We start from the raw sequence: 23,705 nt of genomic DNA on the forward strand, positions 1-23,705 counted from the left end.
GTGGAGCATTTTTTCTTCAAACGATGCGGCGTTGGCGCAGGGGTGCTGCTGTGCCTGCTGTCGGCCACGGCGATGGCCGAGGCGCCGGCGAGCGCGCCTGAACGGCGGGTCGAGATCAACGAATACGTGGTGCGCGGCAACAGTGTGCTCGATGCCCAGGCCATCGAAGAGGCGGTGTACCCGTACCTCGGCCCGGACCGGACCCTGGCCGACCTGGAGGGCGCCCGCGAAGCCTTGCAGAAAAGCTACCAGGCCCGCGGCTACCAGTCGGTGTTCGTCGAGCTGCCGGAGCAGAAGGTCGAGGGCGGCATCGTCTACCTGAACGTGACCGAGACCAAGGTCGGGCGGGTGCGCGTGGTCGGCGCCAAGCACTACTCGCCGGTGGAAATTCGCGAGCAGGTGCCGGCGCTGGAGGAGGGCAAGGTGCCTGACTTCGCCCAGGTCCAGGATGAACTGGCGAGCCTCAACCGTACCCCTGGCCGCCAGGTCATGCCCTTGGTGCGCGAAGGCCAGCGCCCCGGCACCATGGACGTCGACCTGCAAGTCGAGGACAAGCAGCCCTGGAGTTTGACCCTGGGCCTGAACAACGACCACAGCGCCGACACCGAGAAACTGCGCAGCATCGTCAGCCTTGGCTACAACAACCTGTGGCAGGCCGGCCACAGCGTGTCGCTGACCTGGTTCACCGCCCCCGAAGACCGCGACAATGCCGAGGTCTGGTCGGGTTCCTACGCCATGCCGCTGAACGCGCGCTGGACCTTGCAGTTCTCCGGCTACCAGTCCGACAGCGACGTGGCCACCGTGGGTGGCAGCAACGTGCTGGGCAAGGGGCATTCCTACGGCGTTTCGGCCATCTACAACCTGCCGGGCGTCGGCGCCTGGGCCCATGCCTTGTCGCTGGGCGTGGACTTCAAGGACTTCGACGAGCAAGTCGCCCTGGGCAACAGCCGCGACAAGGTGCCGCTCAAGTACGCACCGATCACCCTGGGCTACAACGGCTACCGCTTCACCGAGCAGGACCAGTTGAGCCTGGGCCTGAACCTGGTGGCCGGCACCCGCAGCCTGTTCGGCTACGGCAGCGACGACCAGGCGTTCGACAACAAGCGCTTCCGTGCCGACTCAAGCTTCGCCCTGATCAAGGGCGACGGCAGCTATGCGTTCGACTTTGCCGGCAACTGGCAAAGCGCATCCAAGCTGGCCTTCCAGCTGGCTTCCGGGCCGCTGGTGTCGAACGAGCAGTTCGCTGCCGGTGGCGCCACTTCGGTGCGCGGCTACCTGGCCGCCGAACGCACCGGCGACGACGGCGTGCTGTTTTCCCAGGAGCTGCGCAGCCCCTCCATCGGCCGCTATGTCGGCAGCTACATCAGCGACTGGCGCTTCTACCTGTTCGCCGAAGGCGCGCAACTGCGCTTGCAGGACGCCCTGCCCGAACAGGACGACAGCTACAGCCTGGCCAGTGTCGGTATCGGCACCCGCGCCAGCCTCAACGACTGGCTGTCCGGCAGCCTCGACTGGGCCGTGCCGCTCAAGGATGGCCCCAACACCGACAAGAACGACCCGCGCCTGCACTTCAGCGTGCAGGCGACCTTCTGAGCTTTCGAGCTTGTGAGCTTGCAACCTTCCGACCGGCATCGACCTGGAGACCTCTCATGCAACGCCTGATCTTGACCTTGCTGCTGTGCCTGGGCTTCGCCCTGCCAGGCAGCGCCAGCGCCTGGTGGCAGGACGACTGGATGTACCGCAAGCAGATTGCCGTGGACACCACGCCCCAAGGCGCCGGGCTGACCCAGGCACTGGGCCGCACGGCGCTGCTGGTGCGCCTGCACACCGGCAATTTCAGCTTCGATGGCGTCAGCGAGACCGGCGCCGATATCCGCTTCGTCAGTGCCGACGACAAGACCGTGCTCAACCACCACGTCGAACAGTTCGACCCGCTGATGGGCATGGCGCTGATCTGGGTGGATGTGCCGCGCATCGAGGCTGGCCAGCGCCAGGAGCTGTGGATGTACTACGGCAACCCCAAGGCCCAGGCCGCCGCTGGCCAGCCGAGCTTCGACGCCGACTACACCGCGCTGTACCACTTCGACGGCGCCACGCCGCGCGATGCCAGCCCCTACGCTAATCCGCTGCAAGGGCCGACGGTCAGCGTCGATGGCGTGATCGGCCGGGCCATCCAGCTCGGCGGCCAGGCCTTGCAGCTGCCGGCCAGCGCCTCGCTGCAACTGCCGGTCGGCGCGGCCTTCACCTTCAGCACCTGGTTGCGCCAGGACCAGGCGTTGGGCGAGCAGCTGTTGCTGGCCCGGCGCGAGGCCGGTCATAGCCTGCTGCTGGGCCTGGCCCAGGGCGCGCCCTTCGTCGAGCTCGACGGCCAGCGTGCCACTGCCAACCAGGCGCTCAGCGCCGGGCAATGGCAGCATTTGGCCCTGGTGGGCGAGGGCGGCAACCTGAGCGTGCTGGTCGAGGGCCAGCCTGTCGCGCGCCTGGGCGCCAGCCCGGCGGCCTTCAGTGGCGCAATCGGCATTGGCGGCGACCTGCCGCTGGCCGCGGGCGAGGCCGCCAGCCCCTACGCCGTCTTTGTCGGGGCCCTGGACGAGCTGCGGCTGTCCCGGGTTGCCCGTACCCCGGCCAGCCTGCAGGCCGACGTGCTGGCCCAGGGCGCCGAGTCGCGGCTGGTGGTGTACGGCGTCGACGAGCAGCAGTCGGGCTTCGGCTTCGGCGGCCTGGGCTTCCTGCTCAAGGCGGTGCCGGTGGATGCCTGGGTGATCATCGCCATCCTGGTGCTGATGATGGTGCAGTCGTGGGTGATCATGCTGCGCAAGCAGCGCAGCCTGAACCGCGTCACGGCGGCCAACGCGCAGTTCCGTGAGCAGTTCGCCACGGTCGGCACGCGCCTGGAGCAGTTCGCCGACGACCGCGACCTGCAGGCGCGCCTGCACGACTCCTCGCTGTGGCGCCTGTACCTGGTGGCCGTGCAGGAAATTCGCACCCGCCGCGCCCAGGGCGCCGACACCAGCGAGGTGTCGGCGGCCACCATCGAGGCGATCCGCTGCTCCATGGACGGCGTGCGCACCCGGGAAAACCAGGCGTTGTCGGCGAAGTTGTCGAGCCTGTCCAACGCCATTGCCGGCGGCCCGTACATCGGCCTGCTCGGCACCGTGCTGGGGATCATGGTGGTGTTCCTCGGCACCGCCATGGCCGGTGACGTCAACATCAACGCCATCGCCCCGGGCATGGCCGCCGCGCTGCTGGCCACCGCCATGGGCCTGTTCGTCGCCATCCCGGCGCTGTTCGGCTACAACCGCCTGACCACCCGCAACCGCGAAGTCAGCGCCGACATGCGGGTGTTCGTCGACGAGTTCATCACCCGCCTGGCCGAGCTGCATGGCCAGGGCCAGGCCGGCGAAGCCGCGCAGCGCAGCAGCGCGCGCGGCGTCAGCCCGTCGGTTCCAGCGTGAGGGCGCAGCCATGGCATCCGTGAACAACGCCCATGACGACGACACCGACGCGGCCGTGGACAGCATCAACATCACCCCGCTGGTGGATGTGCTCATGGTGGTGCTGGTGATGTTCATCCTCACCGCCACCGCGCAGGTCTCGGGGATCCAGGTGCAACTGCCCAAGGCCAGCGCCTCGGTGTCGCTGGCCCAGCCCAAGACCAAGGCGATCTCGATCAACGACGCCGGCCAGGTGTTCCTCGACGCCTACCCGGTGACCTTGCAGGAGCTCGAGGACCGCCTGCGCAGCGAGAAGGCGCGCAACCCGGACTTCCCGCTGATCGTGCGCGGCGATGCCGGGGTGCAGTACCAGAAGGTGGTCGAGGTGCTCGACCTGCTGCGTCGCCTCGAACTGGCCCAAGTTGGGCTGGTTACCGGCAAGCCGAACCAGGGGTGAGGGCGGGTATGCACGCTAAAGCCAACCCCCGTCGCCTGCTGAGCTGGGCCGTGCTTGCCGTGGCCGGCGTAGGCCTGGCCTGGCTGCTGTGGCAGTGGGCCAACGACATGGCCGGGGTGCGCCGCGAGGCGCCCAAGGTGCCGGCGATCATCCCGCTGCCACCGCCGCCGCCACCGCCGCCACCGCCGCCGGAGCCACCGAAGCCGCCGGAGCCGCCGGTGGAGGAAAAGCTCGTCGAGCCACAACCGGTGCCGGAGGCCGAAGAGGTCAAGCCGGCCGAAGCGGCGCCGGACCCGGCCCAGGACCTGGCCGACCCCATGCAGATGGACGGCGACGCGCAGGCCGGCAGCGACAGTTTCAACGTCGGCGCCGGCAAGGGCGGCGGCATGGCCGGCGCTGGCGGCGGGGGCCTGGGCAGCGGCACCTACAGCCAGTACCTGGCCTACGCCTTCCAGCGCTTGCTGCGCGACAACCCCGAGCTGCGCAACCTGGTGTTCAACCTGCAGGCCGAGATCTGGCTCAGCGCCGCCGGGGAAATCACCCGGGTCGAGCTGCTGCGCGGCAGTGGCGAGCCTGAGGTCGATGCCCAGGTGCTCGCCGCCCTGCGCGCCGCCCGCGCCCTCGACCAGCGCCCGCCCGCCAGCCTCACCTTGCCGGTGAAAATCGCCCTGCAGGGGCGCCGGCCATGAACAACGCAGCCGCACAGACCAACAGGAGTTGCACACCCATGAAGTGCCCAGTGAACCGATTGACCCTGGCGCTCGGCCTGCTGGCCGCCGCCACCGCGGTCGGTCCGGCCGTCGCCCACGCCTCGCCGTCGGAAAACGCGACCGTCAACCTGATCCGCCTGCTGGTGGAGCAGGGCGTGCTCAAGCAGGACAAGGCCGCTGCCTTGATCGCCCAGGCCGAGCGCGAGGCCCAGCAGGCGCGTGCCGCCAGCAGCGCGCCCATCGTCGCCCAGGCCCCGGCGGCCAACGGCGAGGTGCGGGTGCAGTATGTGCCGGCCATCGTGCGCCAGCAGATCCGCGACGAGATCAAGGCCGAGGTGCTGAACACCGCCAAGCAGGAACAATGGGCCGCGCCCAATAGCTTCCCCGACTGGGCTTCGCGCATCAGCTTCGATGGCGACCTGCGCCTGCGCGGCGAATCGCGCTCATATGCCGACAGCAACAGCAACGAGATCGTCGACTTCGCCAAGCTCAACGACAAGGGCCCCTACGACGTCAATCCCAACAGCAGTTCGAGCCTGCCGCCGCTGCTCAACACCCGCGAGGACCGCGACAGCATCCTGCGTCTGCGCGCGCGCTTCGGCCTCAAGGCGCAACTGGCCGAGCACTGGGTGGCGGGCATCCGCATCGCCACCGGCTCCAACAACAACCCGGTGTCGACCACCCAGAACCTCGGTGGCGGCTTCGGCAAGAAAGACCTGTGGCTCGACCAGGGCTATGTCAGCTGGAGCCCGAGCGAGCGCCTGACGCTGACCGGCGGGCGTATCGCCAACCCGTTCATGTCCACCGATATTCTTTATTCCCACGACCTCAACTTCGACGGCCTGGCGGCGATCTTCGACCAGCCGCTGAATCGCGACCTCAGCGTGTTCGGTACCGTCGGCGCGTTCCCGGTGCAGTACAGCGACGACAACGCCACCAGCAATGGTTTCGACAAGCAAGACAGCGACAACAAATGGCTGTATGGCGCCCAGCTCGGCGCCAAGTGGGCGATCAACGAGCACAACCGGCTCAAGGGCGCGGCCGCCTACTACCGCTTCGACGATATCGTCGGCGAGCGTTCAAGCCCCTGCGCGCCCTGGGATGGCCAACCCGGCTGCGACACCGACGAGACCCGCCCGACCTTCATGCAGAAGGGCAACACGGTGTTCCTGCTGCGCGATATCACGCCGAACCCGGCCAACCCGGCCGCCACGGCGCAGCCGCAGTTCGTCGGTATCGCCTCGCAGTTCGAGCTGCTCGACCTGAACCTGGTCTGGGACAGCGACCTGCCCCATGACTTCAAGCTGCGCAGCCAGGCCAACTACATCCACAACCTGGCCTACGACGAAGGCGAGATGCGCAAGCGCTCGGCCGGCCAACTGGCCAACAACGTCGATGAAAACGGCAACATCAAGAGCGGCAGCGACGCCTGGATGTTCCAGTTCACCCTGGGCAACGCCCTGGACATGCGCAAGGCGGGCGACTGGAACCTGTTCGCCGGCTACAAGCGCATCGAGCCCGATGCGCTGCCGGACGGCTTCAACGACTCCAGCTTCCACCTGGGGGGCACCAACGCCAAGGGTTATTTCCTCGGCGGCAACTACGGCCTGGCCGACAACGTCTACGCTACAGCGCGCTGGCTGAGCAGCGAGGCGGTCTACGGCGCGCCGTTTGATATCGATGTGCTACAACTTGAAGTCAACACGCGTTTCTAGGGAAGGAGCACGGGCATGAACAAGGGAGCTTACCGCCGTCGCTGTACCTGGCTGATGCTGGCCCTGGGCGTAAGCCTGGCGGCCTCGGTGTCGGCCGATACCCTCGAGGAACGCCTGCGCGCCCAACTGCGCAGCACCACCCAGCAACTTCAGGCGCTGCAGAGCGAACAGGCCCAGGCCAGCGCCGCCCGCCAGGCCGCCGAGCAGCAGCGCGATGCCGCCCTGGGCCAGGTGCGCGAGCTCACCGCGCAGTTGGCCAAGGCCCGCGGCCAGAGCGAGCAACTGGCCGGGCAGCAGCAGGCCGTGCACAGCCAGGCCCAGGCCCTGGTGGCCAGCAGCAACGCGCAGCTGCACAAGTACAAGCAAGCCTATGACGAACTGCTGGGCATGGCGCGGGCCGAGCAAAGCGAACGCGCCGGCCTGCAGGCGCAACTGGCCGAGCGCGATGGCCAGGTGCAGCAGTGCCAGGCGCGCAACCAGCAGATGTACGCGGTGGCCAAGCAGATGCTGGCCGCCTACGAGAAGGTCGATATCGCCGATGTGGTGAAGATGCGCCAGCCGTTCGCAGGTGGTGCCCGGGTGCGCTTCGAGGAGCTGGCCCAGGCCTATGGCGACAAACTCTACGAAAGCCAGTTCGACGCCCCAGCGGGCGTGACCCAGTGATGTTTTCTCAACGCAAGGAAGTAAGCACATGACCGCAGTCACCCTGATCGAAACCGTTAGCGCCGACTCCCTGACCCAGCTGCTGCAGGACGCCGGCTGCCGGGTCAATCGCACCGAACAGAACGCCGTGGTGCAACTGCTTAGCGCCAGCCAGGGCGTGGGCTATGCCGTACGCTTCGGCAACCGTGCCGTGGGCAAGGAGGGCGAGTTCCTCGACTTCACCTTCAGTTGCGCCCTGCGCATCCAGGGCGAGCTGCCGGCGGGCCTGGCCGAGCACTGGAACGCCAGCCGTCGCTTCGCCCGCCTGTCGGTGCAGGGCGAGTTCCTGGTGATGGAACAGGACGTGGTGGTCGCCGACGGCGTCAGCCAGCAGCACCTGCTGGGCAGCCTGGTGCTGTGGGATCGGTTGCTGCAGGAACTGATCGTCTACCTGCGCGACTACAGCCGCAACGTCGCCGACCCGCAGCCGGCCCAGGTCGGCGCAGACCAAGAGCACGCCTCGTGACGGCGCGCACTTTCTGGGCCAGCGCCGGCGCGCTGGCCGTGGTCGCGGTGGCGGTCGCCCTGGCCTTGCGCCCGGGCGATGAACCGGTGGCGGCGGCGCGCTCGGCGTCGGCGTCCTTGCAGGCCAGCAGCGACAGCGGCCCGGCCCTGGCCAGCCTGGGCCAGCAGAAGGTCGGCAGCGGTGAGCTCAAGGCCCTGATTGCGCAGTTGCCCGAAGACGCCCGGGCCAACCTGCGCGGTGATCGCCCGGCCCTGGAGGCATGGATCCGCGCGCGCCTGGCGGAAAAGGCCCTGTACCAGCAGGCCGAAGCCCAGGGCTGGTTGCAACGGCCCGAGATCCAGGCACAGACCCGCGCGGCCACCGAGCAGATCGTGCTGCGCGACTACCTGAACTCGGTGAGCCAGGTGCCCGACGACTACCCCAGCGAGGCTGAGCTCAAGCAGGCCTACGAGACCGGCAAGGCCGGGCTGCAACTACCGGTGCGCTACCGCCTGAGCCAGATCTTCCTGCGGCTGGAGAACCCCAGGGATGACGAGGCGCTGCGCAAGCAGGCTCAGGCCCTGGCCAAGCAGGCCCAGGCCGGCGATGCCGATTTCGCCGCGCTGGCCCGTGAGCACTCGCAGGATGCCGGCACTGCCGCCAAGGGCGGCGACACCGGCCTGCAAGCCTTGGCGCAATTGTTGCCCGAGGTGCGCGGGGTGGTGCCCAGGCTCAAGGTTGGCGCGGTCAGCGAGCCGGTGCAGAGCGCGGCGGGGTACCACATCATCAAGCTGGTCGAGCAGCAGCCGGCGCGTGCGGCGACGCTCGAGGAGGTCGCCCCGCGCCTGCGCCAGCTGCTGCGTGCCCAGCGCCAGGAACAGGTGGCCAAGGCCTACGTCGAAGGCATGTTCGACAGCGCCACCCTGAGTATCGATGGCGCGGCGCTCAACCAGGTGCTCGAGAGCAGCCGCTGAACCTCAACAACCATGGAAGAACCGGGCCTGCCCAGGCAGGCCCGCGGGAGGCGAGGGATGCCGATCGATCTGTCCCGGGGGCGACCCCCGGAAACTGCCATGCCTGTCGTTCGCCCCCAGGTGCCGTTGGCCCTGGACGAACAGACCCTCAACTGTTTTCTGGTCACCGCCCGTTGCGGCTGCTTCATGCAGGCGGCGCGGCGGTTGAACCTCAAGCCGGTGGCGCTGCGCAAACGCCTGGCAGCGCTGGAAGCGCGCCTGGGCTACAGCCTGTTCGTCAACCGCAACAACAACCCAGTGCTCAGCCAGCAGGGCGAACGTTTGCTGCTGGTGCTGCAGGCCCGCGAGCCCGCGGTGCCGGCGAAGTTGCCGCAGGAGGCGGGCGCCCGGGTGCGCCTGGCGGTGGCCGAACCGCTGTTGCAGGACCTGCTGGGGCGCAACCTGATCAACTTCGTGCGCCAGCATGCGGGCATGCGCCTGGAGGTGGCCACGCTCGACGGCTGCCAGGCGCCGCAGCCAGGCGCTGACATCGCGCTCTGGCTGGGCGACCTGCAACCGGCTAGCTGCACCCAGGGTGGCGCGCCCGAGGCGTTGGCCACGCTGGACTATCTACCGCATATTGCCAAGCGCTATGCCCGCGAGGCGAATCGGCCGAGCAGCCTGTCCGACTTGCAGGACTACATGCTGGTGCAGTGGCAGGGCGAGGTGGGCGTCGAGGCGCTGAGGCCTTGGCAGGCCCTGCTGCAGAGCCGTAGCGCCGGGGTGACGCAGATCCAGGACTACGAGATGTACTGCCAGTTGATCAAGTGCAGTGCCAGCGTGGGCTTGCTAGCGCACTATGCCGGGCACCTGGACCGTGGCCTGCTGGCATTGCCGGGGCTGTTCGGCGAGCCGATGCGCCGTCGGGTCTGGCTGGCGGTCAACGCCGACACCGAGGGTGACCCCTTGGTGCAAGTGATGGTCGCGGCGATCCGCGCCGCGTTCGACGAGCGCCGCGAGTGGTTCCGATAGACCTGCGGCCACCCGCACCGGTAGGCGCCAGCCTTGCTGGCGAAGCAGGCGACGGGTTGGCTGGGCTGGCAAGGTGGTCAGCCGGCCTTGCGCAAGGTCAGGTTGATCCGCCGCTCGCCCATGCGCGGGTGCACGCCCGGCTTGATCGGCAGTACCCCATGAAAGCGCAACCGGTCCTCGCCGCCCCACACCAGCACATCGCCATGGTTCAGGGCGATGCGCTGGGTGCGGTCCGCGCGCTGCATGCCGCCGAACAGGAACACCGCCGGCAACCCCAGGGAAATCGACACGATCGGCTGCCCGTAGTCCTGCTCGTCGCGGTCCTGGTGCAAGCTCAGGCGCGTGCCGGGCAAGTAATGGTTGACCAGGCAGGCATCCGCCACGAACCCCTCGAAACCGGCCAGCGCCGCCGCCCGTGCGGCCAGTGCCAGCAGCATGGGCGGTAGTGCTGGCCACGGCTTGCCACTGAGCGGGTCCGTGGCGCTGTAGCGGTAGCCTTCGGCATCGCTGACCCAGCCCAGTGCCCCGCAATTGGTCAGCGCAACCGCCATGTGCTGCCCGCCCGGCGTGCGCATGTGCCGAAACGGCGCCGCGCGCAGCACCGGGCGCAGGGCGTCGAGCAGGGCCTCGAGCTCGGCCAGGGCGAAGCCGGGCAGCAGCACGGTATGGCTGGCCAGGCGTTGCGGCTGGGTGCCGAACAGGTCGAGGTCGGATTGGATCATGGCGCACCTGGACGCGAGAGTTGCCGAGCATTCTATCCCCTTCATGAATTTTTAATTAGCCCGCTAATCAAGGCTTTGACATTCACTGCCTAGGCAGTAATATTTGTACACAATTGCCCGAGCAGATCCTCCATGTCCCATTTCACCCCGGAAAACTTCCAGACCTGCACCATCGGCATGCTGCTTGGCCGCGCCGCGCTGCTCAAGGACCGTATCCTCGACTGGCACCTGGAAGCCGACGGGGTCACTGCCGCGCAGTTCAAGGTGTTGATCATCGTCACCCAGTACCAGGTCGATACCCCGGCCGAGCTGTGCCGTTACCTGGGCCTGGACAGTGGTTCGATGACGCGCATGCTCGACCGCCTTGAACACAAGGGCCTGATCCTGCGCCACCGCTGTCCCGACGACCGTCGCCAGGTGCGCCTGGCGCTTACCGCCGACGGCCAGCGCCTGGCCGATCGCCTGCCCCAGGTAGGCGCGGCGGCAATGAACGAGCTGGTCGGGGTGCTTGAGGCGCAGGAGCTGAAAACCCTCGAAGGCCTGCTCGCCAAGATCCTGCTGCACGCCGGCGACCCCCTGACGATCCGCCGCTTCGCCGATCGTTGATCCTCAGCCACTTTTTTCCAAGGTACTGTCATGGCCACTCCCGCCGACACTTCCACTCCGGCCGTCGCGCCGGACAACACGCGCAAGCGCAAGGCCTGGCTGCTGGCCCTGCTGCTGCTTCTGCTTGTCGCCGGGGCCGGCACCTGGGCCTGGTACAGCCTGGTCGGGCGCTGGCATGAAAGCACCGACGACGCCTATGTCAACGGCAACGTGGTGGCGATCACCCCGCTGGTGACCGGCACTGTCACCAGCATCGGCGCCGATGACGGCGACCTGGTGCAGGCCGGGCAGGTGTTGCTGCGGTTCGACCCGGCCGACAGCGAAGTCGCCTTGCAGGCGGCCGAGGCCAAGCTGGCGCGCACCGTGCGCCAGGTGCGCGGGCTGTACAGCAATGTCGATTCGCTCAAGGCGCAACTGGCCACCCGCCAGGCCGAGCTGCAAAAGGCCCGGCAGGACTACAACCGCCGGCGCATTCTCGCCGACAGTGGCGCCATCGCCGCCGAGGAAGTGTCCCATTCGCGCGAGGACCTGAGCGTGGCCGAGGCCGCCGTCAACAGTGCCCGCCAGCAACTGAACACCAGCACCGCCCTGGTCGACGACACCGTGGTCTCGTCGCACCCCGAAGTCATGGCCGCCGCCGCCGACCTGCGCCAGGCCTACCTGGACCATGCCCGTACCACCTTGGTGGCGCCGGTCACCGGCTATGTGGCCAAGCGCACCGTGCAATTGGGCCAGCGCCTGCAACCGGGCACCGCGACCATGGCGGTGATCCCGCTGGATGAGGTGTGGATCGACGCCAACTTCAAGGAAACCCAGCTGCGCGACATGCGTATCGGCCAATCGGTGCAGATCAGCGCCGACCTGTACGGCAGCGAGGTCGAGTACAACGGTACCGTCGACAGCCTCGGTGCCGGCACCGGTAGCGCCTTCGCCTTGCTGCCGGCGCAGAACGCCACCGGCAACTGGATCAAGATCGTCCAGCGCGTGCCGGTGCGCATCCACCTCGACCCCGAACAGCTCAAGGCGCACCCGCTGCGCATCGGCCTGTCCACCGTCGCCGAGGTCGACCTGCACGACCAGAGCGGCCCGGCCCTGGCCCAACAACCGCCGCAGCAGGCCAGCTACACCACCCAGGTGTATGACCGCCAGCTGGTCGAAGCCGACCAGCTGATCGCCCGCTTGATCCACGACAACAGCGCCACCGGCAAGACGGCCCAGCGATGAGCCAGCAGGCACCCGCGCAGTTCACCCCGCCAAGCCTGCTGCTGACCACCATCGGCCTGTCGCTGGCGACCTTCATGCAGGTGCTCGACACCACCATCGCCAACGTGGCGTTGCCGACCATCTCCGGCAACCTCGGCGTGAGCTCGGAGCAGGGCACCTGGGTGATCACCTCGTTCGCGGTGAGCAATGCCATTGCCTTGCCGCTGACCGGCTGGCTCAGTCGGCGCTTCGGCGAGGTCAAGCTGTTCATCTGGGCCACGCTGCTGTTCGTGCTGGCCTCGTTCCTGTGCGGCGTCGCCCAGTCGATGCCCGAGCTGGTGCTGTTTCGCGTATTGCAAGGGGTGGTGGCCGGGCCGTTGTACCCGATGACCCAGACCCTGCTGATCGCCGTGTATCCTCCGGCGAAACGGGGGATGGCCCTGGCATTGCTGGCGATGGTCACGGTGGTGGCGCCCATCGCCGGGCCGATCCTCGGTGGCTGGATCACCGACAGCTACAGCTGGCCGTGGATCTTCTTCATCAACATCCCGATCGGCCTGTTCGCCGCTGCTGTGGTGCGCCAGCAGATGCGCGCGCGGCCGGTGCTCACCAGCCGCCAGCCGATGGACTACATCGGCCTGCTGACCCTGATCGTCGGGGTCGGGGCGCTGCAGGTGGTGCTGGACAAGGGTAACGACCTGGACTGGTTCGAGTCCTCGTTCATCGTCATCGGCACGCTGATCTCGGTGGTGTTCCTGGCGGTCTTCGTGATCTGGGAACTGACCGATCGCCACCCGGTGGTCAACCTGCGCCTGTTCGTGCACCGCAACTTCCGTATTGGCACCCTGGTCCTGGTGGGCGGTTATGCCGGCTTCTTCGGCATCAACCTGATCCTGCCGCAGTGGCTGCAGACGCAGATGGGCTACACCGCGACCTGGGCGGGCCTGGCGGTGGCACCGATCGGCCTGCTGCCGGTGCTGATGTCGCCGTTCGTGGGCAAGTACGCGCACCGTTTCGACCTGCGCGTGCTGGCCGGGGTCGCCTTCCTGGCGATCGGCACCAGTTGCTACATGCGCGCTGGCTTCACCAACGAGGTGGACTTCCTGCATATCGCCCTGGTGCAGCTGTTCATGGGGATCGGCGTGGCGCTGTTCTTCATGCCGACCTTGAGCATTCTGCTCTCGGACCTGCCGCCGCAGCAGATCGCCGACGGTTCGGGGCTGGCGACCTTCCTGCGCACCTTGGGCGGCAGTTTCGCCGCCTCGCTGACCACCTGGATCTGGATCCGCCGGGCCGACCAGCACCATGCCTATCTGAGCGAGCACCTCAGCAGCTTCGACCCGGCCACCCGGCAGACCCTCGAGCAGCTGGGCGGCGCTGGGCCGCAGGGGTATGCCAAGCTGGAGCAGATCCTCAACAGCCAGGCCTACATGATGTCGACGGTAGATTACTTCACCCTGCTGACCTGGGTGTTCGCCGGGTTGATCCTGCTGGTATGGCTGGCCAAGCCGCCGTTCACCGCCAAGGCCGGCCCCGCCTCGGCGGGACACTGAGTGCAGGCGCCAGCAAGGCTGGCGCCAGCGGTTACTCATTGCTCCTGACAGATCTTTTCCCCTAATCTTGCAAGCCTATTCCACGCAACTTGGCAGACTCATGGACAAGGTTATCGTCATCACCGGCGCCAGCCGGGGCATTGGCGCCGCCACCGCGTTGCTGGCGGCGCAACAGGGTTACCGCATCTGCATCAACTACCACGCCGATGACCAGGCCGCCGAGACGGTGCTGGCGCAGGTTCGCGCGCTGGGCGCCGAGGCCATCGCCGTGCGCGCCGACGCCAGCGTCGAGGATGAGGTGGTGCGCTTGTTCCAACGGGTCGACCAGGAGCTGGGCAGGGTCACCGCGCTGGTGAACAACGCCGGCACCATCGGCCAGCAGAGCCGGGTCGAGGAGATGTCCGAGTTTCGCTTGCTCAAGGTGATGAAGAGCAACGTTGTCGGCCCGATCCTGTGCGCCAAGCACGCGCTGCTGCGCATGGCCCGGCGCCATGGCGGGCAGGGTGGGGCGATCGTCAATGTGTCGTCCGTGGCCGCGCGCCTGGGCTCGCCCAACGAGTACGTGGACTATGCCGCGTCCAAGGGCGCGCTGGATACCTTCACGGTCGGCCTGGCCAAGGAAGTGGCGGGCGAGGGCGTGCGGGTCAATGGCGTGCGGCCTGGCTACATCCACACCGGCTTCCATGCTTTGAGCGGTGATCCCGACCGGGTCACCAAGCTCGAGCCGGGCCTGCCGATGGGACGCGGCGGTCAACCCGAGGAGGTGGCCGAGGCCATCCTCTGGTTGCTGTCGGACAAGGCCTCGTATTCGACCGGCAGCTTCATCGACCTGAGCGGTGGGCGCTAATGTGCCAGGTCGCCGAGTAGCCCGGCGACGCTGTCGATCAGGTCGGGCAGCTCGAAGGGCTTGAGCAGGACCTGGGTGCGCGGCGGCAGCTTGCCGTCGCTCAGTGCCGCGCTTTCGTCGTAGCCGGTGATATACAGCACGGGCAAGCCTGGGAAGCGGGCACGGCAGCGCTCGGCGACTTGCCGGCCGTTGAGCCCTGCGGGCAGGCCGATGTCGCTGATCAGCAGTTGCGGCACATAGCCGCTTTCCAGCAGCTTCAGCGCGGCGGGGCCGTGCTCCACGCTTTCGACGCGATGACCGAGCTCTTCGAGCACATCGCCGATGACCAGGCGCAACGCGGCCTGGTCTTCGACCAGCAGGATCCGTGCTGCGGCGCGTTGCACCTGGGCGGGCGCCGCGCTGGGCGCAGGCTGGGCGATGGCGGCTTCGCCGTGGCGCGGCAGGTACAGGTCCACCCGGGTGCCAGCGCCCGGGCTGGAGGTGATCTGCAACTGACCACCGGACTGGCGCACGAAGCCATAGGCCATCGACAGCCCCAACCCGGTACCCTGGCCCAGCGGCTTGGTGGTGAAGAACGGATCGATGGCTTTGGCCAGCACTTCTTGCGCCATGCCGCGGCCATTGTCCTGGACGCTCAGGCACAGGTACGGGCCGCAGGGCAGGTCGAGGGTGGCGGCATCGGTGTCGCCCAGCCAGCGGTTGTCGCATCTGATATCGATCATGCCGCCGGCCGGTAGGGCGTCCCGGGCGTTGATGCACAGGTTGAGCAGTGCGCTTTCCAGTTGCGGCGGGTCGATGAAGGATGGCCACAGGTCGGTAGCGCACTGCACCTGCACGCTGATGGCTGGTCCGACACTGCGATGGATCAGGTCTTCCATGTCCTTGACCAGTTCGCCCACCGCGGTGGCCTGGGGCAGCAAGGTCTGGCGTCGGGAGAAGGCCAGCAGGCGGTGGATCAGCGCGGCGGCGCGCTTGGCCGAGTGCCCGGCAGTGTCGAGCAGGGCCGGGATTTCGGCGTGGCGCCCTTGTTCCAGGCGTTGGCGCAGCAGTTCCTGGGCGCCGAGTATGCCGCCCAACAGGTTGTTGAAATCGTGGGCGATGCCGCCGGTGAGCTGGCCCACCGCTTCCATTTTCTGCGCCTGGCGCAGGGCGTCCTCGGCCTTGAGCCGACGTTGCTGCTCATCGACCTGGCGGCTGATGTCATAGATGAACAGGTAGGCGCCGATGATCGTGCCACAGGTATCGCGTAGCGGGTTGAAGCGCAGATCGTAATGGCGCAGGCGAGCACCACGGCCGTACTCGATGGTCTCGATGTAGCTTTCGCCGTCCAGCGCCCGCTGCCACATGGCTTCGGACCGCGCACGCTCCTCGGGGAAACTGGCCAGGCATTCGGGCAGGCTGTCTCCTGCCTTGAGGCGATGCCCGAAGAGGAACGCGAAGTCTTTCACCGCGCGCTGATTGACGGCCAGCAAGCGCAGTTCGGTATTCACCACATACACCCGTGCCACGCTGTGCTCGACCAGCTCGGCGAACAGGCCGCGCTCGGCCAGGGCCTCTGCGACCCGCTGTTCGAGCTGGTCGTTGAGCGCTTGCAAGGCGTGTTCGGCACGCTTTCGCTCGGTGACATCCTTGAACAGCACTGCCACCTGACGACGTTCGGGCGGCTCGATACGGAACGTGGTGACCGCCAGTACCCTGCCAGTGGCCACCAGCTCCTGCTCGAACTGCAGCGGCTCGCCGGTACGCAGGACCGCGCCATAGCGCGCCACCCAGCCGTCGGCTTCGTCGGGTACCATTTCCCGCAGCTTCTGCCCGACCACATTGGCAATGCCGGCATGGCGGGCGTAGGCGGCGTTGGCCACGACATGCACATAGTCGCTCAGTGGCCCATGGGGACCGTCGAAGAACTCGATGACACAGAACCCTTCGTCCATGGTGTCGAACAGGAAGCGGTACAGGTTGTCGTCGCTTTCCCGCTGGGCCAGGCGGAGCTCGAGTTCGGCGTTGCGCTGGCGCAACGCGAGGATTTCAGGTTCGGGCATGCAGGTGTCCGGGGCTGGGCGGTGCCCAACTGTAGCCTGCTTGCCCGTTGGTCGGCTAGAACGAGCGCACGATGCGCCCGAGGGTCTCCATGGCCTGTTCCGGGGCGTCGCCCCAGGGGCTGCCGTAGTTCAGGCGGATGCAGTTGCCGAAGCGCCGGGTCGGCGAGAAGATCGGCCCCGGGGCGATGCTGATGCCCTGGGCCAGGGCCATGTGGAACAGTTTCAGCGCGTCCATTTGCTCGGGCAGCTCCAGCCACAGGAAGTAGCCGCCGGAAGGCTGGCTGACCCGGGTCTGCGCCGGGAAATGCCGGCCGATGGCGGCGAGCATGTTGGCCTGCTGGCCCTCGAGGGCATAGCGCAGCTTGCGCAGGTGGCGGTCATAGCCGCCATGCTGCAGATAGTCGGCGATGGCGGCCTGGGCCGGCATCGAGGCGCACAGCGAGGTCATCAGCTTGAGCCGTTCGATCTTCTGGGCGAAGCGCCCGGCGGCGACCCAGCCGATGCGATAGCCCGGTGCCAGGCTCTTGGCGAACGAACCGCAATGCATCACCAGGCCCTCGGTGTCGAAGGCCTTGGCGGGTTTGGGGGCCTGTTGCGCGTAGTACAGCTCGGCGTAGACATCGTCCTCGATCAGCGGCACCTGGTGGCGACGCAGCAGTTCCACCAGTTGCTGTTTCTTCGCCTCCGGCATGCTCGCGCCCACAGGGTTCTGGAAGTTGGTCATGCACCACACGGCCTTGACCGGGTGCTTCTCCAGGGTCTGGGCCAGCACCCCCAGGTCCATGCCTTCGCGTGGGTGAACCGGGATCTCCACGGCCTTGAGCTTGAGGCGTTCGAGCACCTGCAGGCAGGCATAGAAGGCCGGCGCCTCGATGGCCACCAGGTCGCCCGGCTGGGTGACCGCCTGCAGGCACAGGTTGAGCGCTTCCAGCGCGCCGTTGGTGATCAGCAGTTCCTCCATCGGCAGCATCAGCCCGGCGACCATGTAGCGCAGGGCGATCTGCCGGCGTAGCTGCGGGTTGCCCGGCGACAGGTCGGTGACCACCATGCGTGGGTCCATGGCGCGGCTGGCGCTGGCCAGCGAGCGGGCCAGGCGCTGCAGTGGGAACAGCGCCGGGCTGGGGAATGCCGAGCCGAACGGCACGGTGTGCGGGTCCTTGATCGAGTCGAGGATCGAGAACACCAGGCCGCTGACGTCCACCTCGGTGGACTCGCTGGCCGGTGCCTGGGCCTGGGGTTCGTTGAACGGGCGTGGCGCATGGGCGTTGACGAAGTAGCCCGAACGCGGCCGGGCACGGATCAGGCCGCGGCGTTCCAGCAGGTAGTAGGCCTGGAATACCGTGGACGGGCTGACCCCGTGGGTCTGGCTGGCATAGCGCACCGAAGGCACCCGCTGGCCGGGGCCCAGGACCCCGGAGCGGATCAGTTCGGCAATGTCGTCGGCAAATCGTTCGTAGCGTTTCATTGTGGTTTCGGCAGGCAAGGTCGGTTCAGTGTAAGGGATCAGCGGTTCATCGGCGCAACGAAACGGCTGTTGGCGGTGCTGCGCACGCCCGGCTGGTCGCTGTCCTGGATCTCGAAGGTCAGCGTCTGCGAGCTGCTGGCCGGGCGCTCGGCCAGCATCGCCACCGACACCGGCAACTCGCTCATCTCACCGGCGGCCAGGGTGACTTCGGTACGCCCATGCAGCTCGAAGCCGTCGGCGTCCACCAAACGCAGGCGATAGTGCTGGGGTTCCTGGGTCTTGTTGATGATCTTGAGCAAGTAGATGTTCTCGATCTGGCCCAGGGCGTTTTCGCGGAACAGGCCGCGGTCCTTGATCACATCCATCGACACCATCGGGCGCATCTGCAGGGCGACCAGCAGCGCGCCGATCATCACCGTCAGGGCCGTGGCGTAGCCCAGCAGGCGCGGGCGCAGCCAGTGGGTCTTGCCGCCTTGCAGGTTGTGCTCGGACTTGTAGCCGATCAGGCCGCGGGCGTAGCCCATCTTGTCCATCACCCCATCGCAGGCGTCGATACAGGCGGCGCAGCCGATGCAGGCCATCTGCAGGCCGTCACGGATATCGATGCCGGTGGGGCAGACCTGCACGCACAGGGTGCAGTCGATGCAATCGCCCAGGCCCTGGTTGCGCGGGTCGCTGCCTTTCTTGCGCGGGCCACGGGCTTCGCCGCGGCTGGGGTCGTAGGCCACCGCCAGGGTGTCCTTGTCGAACATCACGCTCTGGAAGCGCGCGTAGGGGCACATGTGCATGCACACCGCCTCGCGCAGCCAGCCGGCGTTGAGGTAGGTAGCGGCGGTGAAGAACAGGATCCAGAACAGTGCCACGCCACCCAGCTCGAGGCTGAACAGTTCTGCGGCCAGGGGCCGGATCGGGGTGAAGTAGCCAACGAACGTCAGGCCGGTGAGCAGGCCGATGGCCAGCCACAGCCCGTGCTTGAGGCTGCGCCGGGCGATCTTCTCCACGCCCCAGGGCGCGGCGGCCAGCTTGATGCGCTGGTTGCGGTCGCCTTCGGTGATTTTCTCGCACCACATGAACAGCCAGGTCCAGGTGCTCTGCGGGCAACTGTAGCCGCACCAGACGCGGCCGGCGAACACGGTGATGGCGAACAGGCCGAAGGCGCAGATGATCAACAGTGCCGACAGGAGGATGAAATCCTGCGGCCAGAAGGTGGCGCCGAAGATGTGGAACTTGCTTTCGGCCAGGTCCCAGAGCACCGCCTGGCGGCCGTTCCACTGCAACCAGGCGGTGCCGAAGAACAGCACGAACAGCGCGCCGGCGAAGAGGATGCGCAGGTTGCGGTAGAAGCCGCTGAAACTGCGGGTATGGATGCCGCCAGCGCTCTGGCTTTTGCTCTTGTGGCTGGCGGCGGGGTCAATCTCGATGACTCGGAAGGGGATTCTATCGCTCATGGTTCATCGCTCATCAGGCCTCGATCAGGCCCGGGCACTATGGCCCCCAATCTGTTTGCAGCACAGACTCAGACATGTCGATAAAAACCGTATCAGATTCCCCGTGTTTGGCATCCGGCCCTTAAATTACCGAGCCTGGAGCGCTGCTCTTCAGATGCCTGCGGCTATCCACCGCACCTGCGACAGTCAACGCGTCGGCTTCGCTTTCGGTGATGGGAATGCGCTCGCCGGCCAGGATGGCCAGCGACATGCGCAACTGTTCATCGGTGACGATCTCGATTTCAGGGCCGCTGCCTTCCAGGCGTATATGGTCGCCGATCAAGGTGCAACGACGGGTGCTGGGGTCGACTTCAACGGGCATGGGGGTGACCTCCGGTGGGTGGTTACAGCAGTGGACAGCAGCGCAAGGGCAGATGCTGCATCGTTGCGCTGGGTGGTGCGCTGGGCACTTGGCGCGCGCGCCAGGGTCATCTGTGTAGGCGCCGCGGTGCCTGGTTCGCCAACAACGCTGGCTGCTACCGGCTCTGCTGGAGGTTGGGATGGAAACGCTCATGCAAACGATAGGCGCGGTCATTCAGGCCGAATTCGCCGATATCACCGACGAAGGCGAAGTGACGCGCATCCTCTTACGCCTGCTGATGGCCGCCGTACTGGGCGCGGTGCTGGGCTTCGAGCGCGAAAGCAAGGGCAAGTCGGCCGGGGTGCGCACCCACATGCTGGTGTCCATGGGCGCGGCGCTGTTCGTGCTGGCGCCGGGCATGGCCGGCGCCGATGAGCAGGCCCTGAGCCGGGTGATCCAGGGTATCGTCGCCGGGATCGGTTTTCTCGGCGCGGGCACCATCCTCAAGGGCAACGGCCAGGACACCAGCCACGTGAAAGGATTGACCACCGCCGCCGGGCTGTGGATGACCGCAGCCATAGGTACCGCCGCCGGCATGGGCCGTGAAGCCACGGCACTGATCAGCACGGTGCTGGCGCTGCTGGTATTGGCCAGCATGCCGGTGCTGGTGGAGAAGGTGGAAGGGGAACAGGAGGAGAAGCGCCGGGAGGAGGAGGGCAAGGAGGAGGGCAGGAAGCACTGAGGGGAGCCGAAGCTCCCCTCATAAGCGTTGTTGCTTGCTCTTTTATTATTATTGGAGACGGGCCCGTTGTTGTTTTTGTCAGCCGTGGTCTCGGTGTTGCGGGGCCCCCAACCGGGGCCAAGAGCAAACGTATTTTTTTGAGCGCTGACCTGCGTTCATCGCACGTGATCCAACCTGGACGGTCGCTACCTCGGAGGTAGTTTTATTGTTCTGTGTCCGGCTGCGGGGCCTGTACCCCAGGAAAGCACGTCGACTCCAAAAAAATCTGCTTGCTACGCCTCTGCCGTGTTGTTCTTGTTATGTCAGAGCCGTTCTCTGTTGTTTTTATTAGGTATCGCGTTTTTTGTTCTTGTTATGCCAGAAGATATAGCAGGTGCCGTGCCAACTTTTTAAAAGCCTTTAAAATCAACGGCTTGGACATTTTTGAAGCATTCGTGGCACGTGAAATTTTGTCGATTTGTTTCCCTGTTACCCGATTTTTCGCTGGCGGGCGTGTAGGCGGTAACACTCCACCCACACTGCTGTGACAATCGTGTGAATCAGTGCGCGGTCCGTGCGCGCGCCACGCGCGAACCGGTGACGCGGCCCAGCACCTCGCTGATGCGCAGGCCGGCGGCAATCAGGCGGTCCAGGTCGATGCCGGTGTCGATGCCCAGTCCTTGCAGCAGGTACACCACATCCTCGCTGGCGACGTTGCCCGTGGCGCCCTTGGCATACGGGCAGCCGCCCAGGCCGGCCACGGAGCTGTCGAACACGCTGATGCCTTCGAGCAGGCTGGCGTAGACGTTGGCCAGCGCCTGGCCATAGGTGTCGTGGAAATGCCCGGCCAGCTGCGCGCGGGGCACCTGCGCCGAGACCACCTCGAACAGCCGGCGGGTAGCACCGGCGGTGCCGGTGCCGATGGTGTCGCCCAGCGATACCTCGTAGCAGCCCATCTGGTGCAGGGCGCGGGCCACTGATGCGACCTGTTCGGCGCGAACAGCCCCCTCGTACGGGCAGCCGAGCACGCAGGAGACATAACCGCGCACCCGTATGTCATGGTTGCGCGCCGCCTCCATGATCGGCTCGAAGCGCTTCAGGCTCTCGCTGATCGAGCAGTTGATATTGCGTTGCGAGAATGACTCCGACGCGGCGGCGAACACCGCCACTTCCTTCACCCCGGCGGCCAGGGCGTCTTCGAAGCCACGCAGGTTGGGGGCCAGCGCGGCATAGGTAACACCTTCGCGCTGGCGAATGCCGGCGAACACTTCGCTGGAACCCGCCATCTGCGGCACCCACTTGGGCGACACGAAACTGCCCACCTCGATATACCCCAGCCCCGCCTCGCTGAGGTCGTCCACCAGGCGCACCTTGTCGGCGACACTGATGGGCTGGGCTTCGTTCTGCAGGCCGTCGCGCGGGCCGACTTCGACCAGGCGGACTTTCTCGGGCAATGTCATGGCAGGCTTCCTGTGACGGATCAACGGTGGTTGTGCGGTGTGTTCAAGGTGGCGGCCAGGGCCTGCTCGCAGCGCTCCTGGGCGGTGTCCAGCTCCAGGTGCATCTGCTGGATATCGAGCATCTGCTGCTCCAGCTGGGCGCGGCGCTCGGCGATCTTGGCCAGCATGCTGTGCAGCTGCTTCTGGTTGCCGCCGGAGGGGTCGTAGAGCTCGATCAGTTCGCGGCATTCTGCCAGCGAGAAACCAATGCGCTTGCCGCGCAGGATCAGCTTGAGGGTGACCTTGTCGCGCGCCGAGTAGATGCGCTCCAGGCCGCGTCGTTCGGGGCTGAGCAGGCCCTGCTCCTCATAGAAGCGGATGGCGCGGGTGGTGATGTCCAGTTCGCGGGACAGGTCGGAGATGCTGTAGGTCTGGCTGCTCATGCTCGTGCTCGGGGCAAGGAATGCCGCTAACCTAATGCCAGCTTGACGTATACGTCAAGCTGGCGGCAGGTCCAGGCCAGCCACCAGGCCTGCGGTTCACCAGCGCGGTGGGCCGTAGTAGACCGCTGGCGGTCCGTAATAGCGCCGATAGACCGGCGGTGGCGGAGCCGGGGCATAGCGCTCGACCACATAGGGCTGGTAGTACACCGGCGGCGGGGGCGCCTGGACATAGACCGGCGGCGGCGCATAGTAAGCCGGCTGGCGCTCCACATACAGCGTGCGGTCATGCCCACCGCTCACGGCCGCGCCCACCACTGCGCCAACCACGGCCGCGCCGATCACCGGCCCCGGGCCATACCAGCCGCCACCATGGGCGGCGGCCTGGCCGCTGATGGCCAGCGCGCCAACCAGCAGGGCGATACCGGGGAGTAGACGTTTCATGCTGACACCTCGCAGGACGACCCCAGGCTTGGGGCCTGACTACTATGACCGCGCCCCCGGTCAAGCGAGCGCAGGCAAAGGGTAAAGGTTGTGTAAGGGGCGACCGGCGGCAGGGTCTGCTACGCTGGCGCAATCGTTTCAGCCATGTTTGCAGGAGTCGCGATGATCATTCCACCCAGCCGGGACACGGTCCTGTGCATTTCCTTGGCCGGTCGCCCCGGTACCTTCGGCGTGCGCTTTCACAACCACCTGTACCAGCAGTTGGGCCTGGACTACTACTACAAGGCCATGACCACCCAGGACCTGCCGGCGGCGGTGGCGGGCATCCGCGCCCTGGGGGTGCGTGGCTGTGGTGTGTCGATGCCGTACAAGGAAGCCTGCATGGCGCTGGTGGATGAAGTCGACCCCTCGGCGGCGGCCATCGAGTCGGTCAATACCCTGGTCAATACCGCTGGGCATCTCAAGGCCTATAACACCGACTACCTGGCGGTGCGCCAGTTGCTGGCGCAGCATCAGCTCGACCCGGCGACCGGCTTCGCCCTGCGCGGCAGTGGTGGCATGGCCAAGGCCGTGGCCAGCGCGCTGCGCGACGCCGGGTTCGCCGAGGGCACCATCGTCGCGCGCAATGAGCAGGCCGGGCGCCAGTTGGCGGATGTCTGCGGTTATCGCTGGTTGCCCGAGCTGGGCGACCTGTGCCCGCCGATGCTGATCAACGTCACCCCGATCGGCATGGCCGGTGGGCCCGAGGCGCAGCAGCTGGCCTTTGCCGAGACGGCCATCGCCGCAGCCGAGTGGGTGTTCGACGTGGTGGCGATGCCGGAGCGCACGCCGTTGATCCAGGCGGCTCAAGCGCTGGGCAAGCCGCTGATCACCGGGCTGGAGGTGATTGCCCTGCAGGCGCTGGAGCAATTCGTGTTGTACACCGGCGTGCGCCCAAGCGATGCACAAGTGGCGGCGGCGGTGGCGTACGCCCGGGATATCTAGCCC

The 23,705-nt window shown here is 66.9% G+C and carries 23 protein-coding genes; 15 read left to right on the forward strand and 8 right to left on the reverse strand.

The window, feature by feature from the left end; all coding sequences use genetic code 11:
* From KSS95_RS14630 to KSS95_RS14670, 9 genes are all read left to right on the forward strand, one after another.
* A complete protein-coding gene (locus KSS95_RS14630; protein WP_217847792.1) occupies nucleotides 1-1,593 on the forward strand; it encodes a ShlB/FhaC/HecB family hemolysin secretion/activation protein in 1,593 nt (530 codons plus the stop codon).
* Nucleotides 1,594-1,649: 56 nt separating this feature from the next.
* Entirely contained in the window at nucleotides 1,650-3,455 is a 1,806-nt protein-coding gene (locus tag KSS95_RS14635) for a DUF2341 domain-containing protein (protein WP_217847793.1), read from the forward strand.
* A 10-nt stretch (nucleotides 3,456-3,465) separates the two neighbouring features.
* Nucleotides 3,466-3,891 (forward strand): ExbD/TolR family protein, encoded by a 426-nt coding sequence (locus KSS95_RS14640; RefSeq protein WP_217847794.1) that lies wholly within the window; start codon nucleotides 3,466-3,468, stop codon nucleotides 3,889-3,891.
* Nucleotides 3,892-3,899: 8 nt separating this feature from the next.
* The gene (locus KSS95_RS14645; RefSeq protein ID WP_217847795.1) at nucleotides 3,900-4,580 is read left to right on the forward strand and encodes a TonB family protein; all 681 of its coding nucleotides are present in this window, start codon (nucleotides 3,900-3,902) and stop codon (nucleotides 4,578-4,580) included.
* A gap of 38 nt (nucleotides 4,581-4,618) precedes the next feature.
* On the forward strand, nucleotides 4,619-6,316 hold the full coding sequence (locus KSS95_RS14650; protein ID WP_217847796.1) for a putative porin: 1,698 nt from the start codon (nucleotides 4,619-4,621) through the stop codon (nucleotides 6,314-6,316).
* A gap of 15 nt (nucleotides 6,317-6,331) precedes the next feature.
* Nucleotides 6,332-6,979 carry a DNA repair protein gene (locus KSS95_RS14655; protein WP_217847797.1) on the forward strand — a complete coding sequence of 216 codons (648 nt, stop codon included), beginning with the start codon at nucleotides 6,332-6,334 and terminating at the stop codon, nucleotides 6,977-6,979.
* Between the two features lie 28 nt (nucleotides 6,980-7,007).
* Nucleotides 7,008-7,484: a YbjN domain-containing protein gene (locus tag KSS95_RS14660; RefSeq protein ID WP_217847798.1), complete on the forward strand. Its 477-nt coding sequence runs from the start codon at nucleotides 7,008-7,010 to the stop codon at nucleotides 7,482-7,484.
* A complete protein-coding gene (locus tag KSS95_RS14665; RefSeq protein ID WP_217847799.1) occupies nucleotides 7,481-8,437 on the forward strand; it encodes a peptidylprolyl isomerase in 957 nt (318 codons plus the stop codon). The genes KSS95_RS14660 and KSS95_RS14665 overlap by 4 nt, the downstream gene beginning before the upstream one ends.
* Nucleotides 8,438-8,536: 99 nt before the next feature.
* Nucleotides 8,537-9,448, forward strand: coding sequence for a LysR family transcriptional regulator (locus KSS95_RS14670; protein WP_217847800.1), 912 nt, complete (start codon nucleotides 8,537-8,539; stop codon nucleotides 9,446-9,448).
* A gap of 77 nt (nucleotides 9,449-9,525) precedes the next feature.
* Here KSS95_RS14670 and alkB read toward each other — a convergent pair whose 3' ends face one another.
* The gene (gene alkB, locus KSS95_RS14675; RefSeq protein WP_217847801.1) at nucleotides 9,526-10,170 is read right to left on the reverse strand and encodes a DNA oxidative demethylase AlkB; all 645 of its coding nucleotides are present in this window, start codon (nucleotides 10,168-10,170) and stop codon (nucleotides 9,526-9,528) included.
* Between the two features lie 132 nt (nucleotides 10,171-10,302).
* On the opposite strand from alkB, the gene KSS95_RS14680 reads away from it, so the two are divergent.
* From KSS95_RS14680 to KSS95_RS14695, 4 genes are all read left to right on the forward strand, one after another.
* Nucleotides 10,303-10,776, forward strand: a complete 474-nt coding sequence (locus KSS95_RS14680) for a MarR family winged helix-turn-helix transcriptional regulator (protein WP_217847802.1) — start codon at nucleotides 10,303-10,305, stop codon at nucleotides 10,774-10,776.
* A gap of 30 nt (nucleotides 10,777-10,806) precedes the next feature.
* On the forward strand, nucleotides 10,807-12,000 hold the full coding sequence (locus KSS95_RS14685) for an HlyD family secretion protein (protein ID WP_217847803.1): 1,194 nt from the start codon (nucleotides 10,807-10,809) through the stop codon (nucleotides 11,998-12,000).
* Nucleotides 11,997-13,532, forward strand: coding sequence for a DHA2 family efflux MFS transporter permease subunit (locus KSS95_RS14690; protein WP_217847804.1), 1,536 nt, complete (start codon nucleotides 11,997-11,999; stop codon nucleotides 13,530-13,532). The genes KSS95_RS14685 and KSS95_RS14690 overlap by 4 nt, the downstream gene beginning before the upstream one ends.
* Before the next feature lie 100 nt (nucleotides 13,533-13,632).
* The gene (locus tag KSS95_RS14695; RefSeq protein ID WP_217847805.1) at nucleotides 13,633-14,379 is read left to right on the forward strand and encodes an SDR family oxidoreductase; all 747 of its coding nucleotides are present in this window, start codon (nucleotides 13,633-13,635) and stop codon (nucleotides 14,377-14,379) included.
* Here KSS95_RS14695 and KSS95_RS14700 read toward each other — a convergent pair.
* The 4 genes from KSS95_RS14700 to KSS95_RS14715 form a co-directional block, all read right to left on the reverse strand.
* Nucleotides 14,376-16,421, reverse strand: a complete 2,046-nt coding sequence (locus KSS95_RS14700; RefSeq protein ID WP_217847806.1) for a hybrid sensor histidine kinase/response regulator — start codon at nucleotides 16,419-16,421, stop codon at nucleotides 14,376-14,378. The genes KSS95_RS14695 and KSS95_RS14700 overlap by 4 nt on opposite strands.
* 55 nt (nucleotides 16,422-16,476) lie before the next feature.
* Nucleotides 16,477-17,886 carry a GntR family transcriptional regulator MpaR gene (gene mapR / locus KSS95_RS14705; protein WP_217847807.1) on the reverse strand — a complete coding sequence of 470 codons (1,410 nt, stop codon included), beginning with the start codon at nucleotides 17,884-17,886 and terminating at the stop codon, nucleotides 16,477-16,479.
* Nucleotides 17,887-17,924: 38 nt separating this feature from the next.
* The gene (gene ccoG / locus KSS95_RS14710; RefSeq protein ID WP_217847808.1) at nucleotides 17,925-19,334 is read right to left on the reverse strand and encodes a cytochrome c oxidase accessory protein CcoG; all 1,410 of its coding nucleotides are present in this window, start codon (nucleotides 19,332-19,334) and stop codon (nucleotides 17,925-17,927) included.
* A gap of 121 nt (nucleotides 19,335-19,455) precedes the next feature.
* Entirely contained in the window at nucleotides 19,456-19,695 is a 240-nt protein-coding gene (locus KSS95_RS14715; protein WP_217847809.1) for a DUF3203 family protein, read from the reverse strand.
* A gap of 190 nt (nucleotides 19,696-19,885) precedes the next feature.
* Between KSS95_RS14715 and KSS95_RS14720 the strand changes: the two genes are divergently transcribed.
* On the forward strand, nucleotides 19,886-20,416 hold the full coding sequence (locus tag KSS95_RS14720; protein ID WP_217847810.1) for an MgtC/SapB family protein: 531 nt from the start codon (nucleotides 19,886-19,888) through the stop codon (nucleotides 20,414-20,416).
* A gap of 539 nt (nucleotides 20,417-20,955) precedes the next feature.
* On the opposite strand, the gene KSS95_RS14725 is transcribed toward KSS95_RS14720, so the two are convergent.
* The 3 genes from KSS95_RS14725 to KSS95_RS14735 all read right to left on the reverse strand — a co-directional run bounded on the left by KSS95_RS14725 (nucleotide 20,956) and on the right by KSS95_RS14735 (nucleotide 22,718).
* Nucleotides 20,956-21,855, reverse strand: a complete 900-nt coding sequence (locus KSS95_RS14725; RefSeq protein ID WP_217847811.1) for a hydroxymethylglutaryl-CoA lyase — start codon at nucleotides 21,853-21,855, stop codon at nucleotides 20,956-20,958.
* A gap of 20 nt (nucleotides 21,856-21,875) precedes the next feature.
* Nucleotides 21,876-22,277: a MerR family transcriptional regulator gene (locus KSS95_RS14730; RefSeq protein ID WP_134689603.1), complete on the reverse strand. Its 402-nt coding sequence runs from the start codon at nucleotides 22,275-22,277 to the stop codon at nucleotides 21,876-21,878.
* Nucleotides 22,278-22,373: 96 nt separating this feature from the next.
* Complete coding sequence (locus KSS95_RS14735; RefSeq protein ID WP_217847812.1) at nucleotides 22,374-22,718, reverse strand: hypothetical protein; 345 nt, start codon at nucleotides 22,716-22,718, stop codon at nucleotides 22,374-22,376.
* Nucleotides 22,719-22,880: 162 nt separating this feature from the next.
* On the opposite strand from KSS95_RS14735, the gene KSS95_RS14740 reads away from it, so the two are divergent.
* Nucleotides 22,881-23,702, forward strand: coding sequence for a shikimate 5-dehydrogenase (locus tag KSS95_RS14740; protein ID WP_217847813.1), 822 nt, complete (start codon nucleotides 22,881-22,883; stop codon nucleotides 23,700-23,702).
* The last annotated feature ends 3 nt before the right edge of the window (nucleotides 23,703-23,705 follow it).

It is taken from the genome of Pseudomonas muyukensis (assembly GCF_019139535.1).
GTDB lineage: Bacteria > Pseudomonadota > Gammaproteobacteria > Pseudomonadales > Pseudomonadaceae > Aquipseudomonas > Aquipseudomonas muyukensis.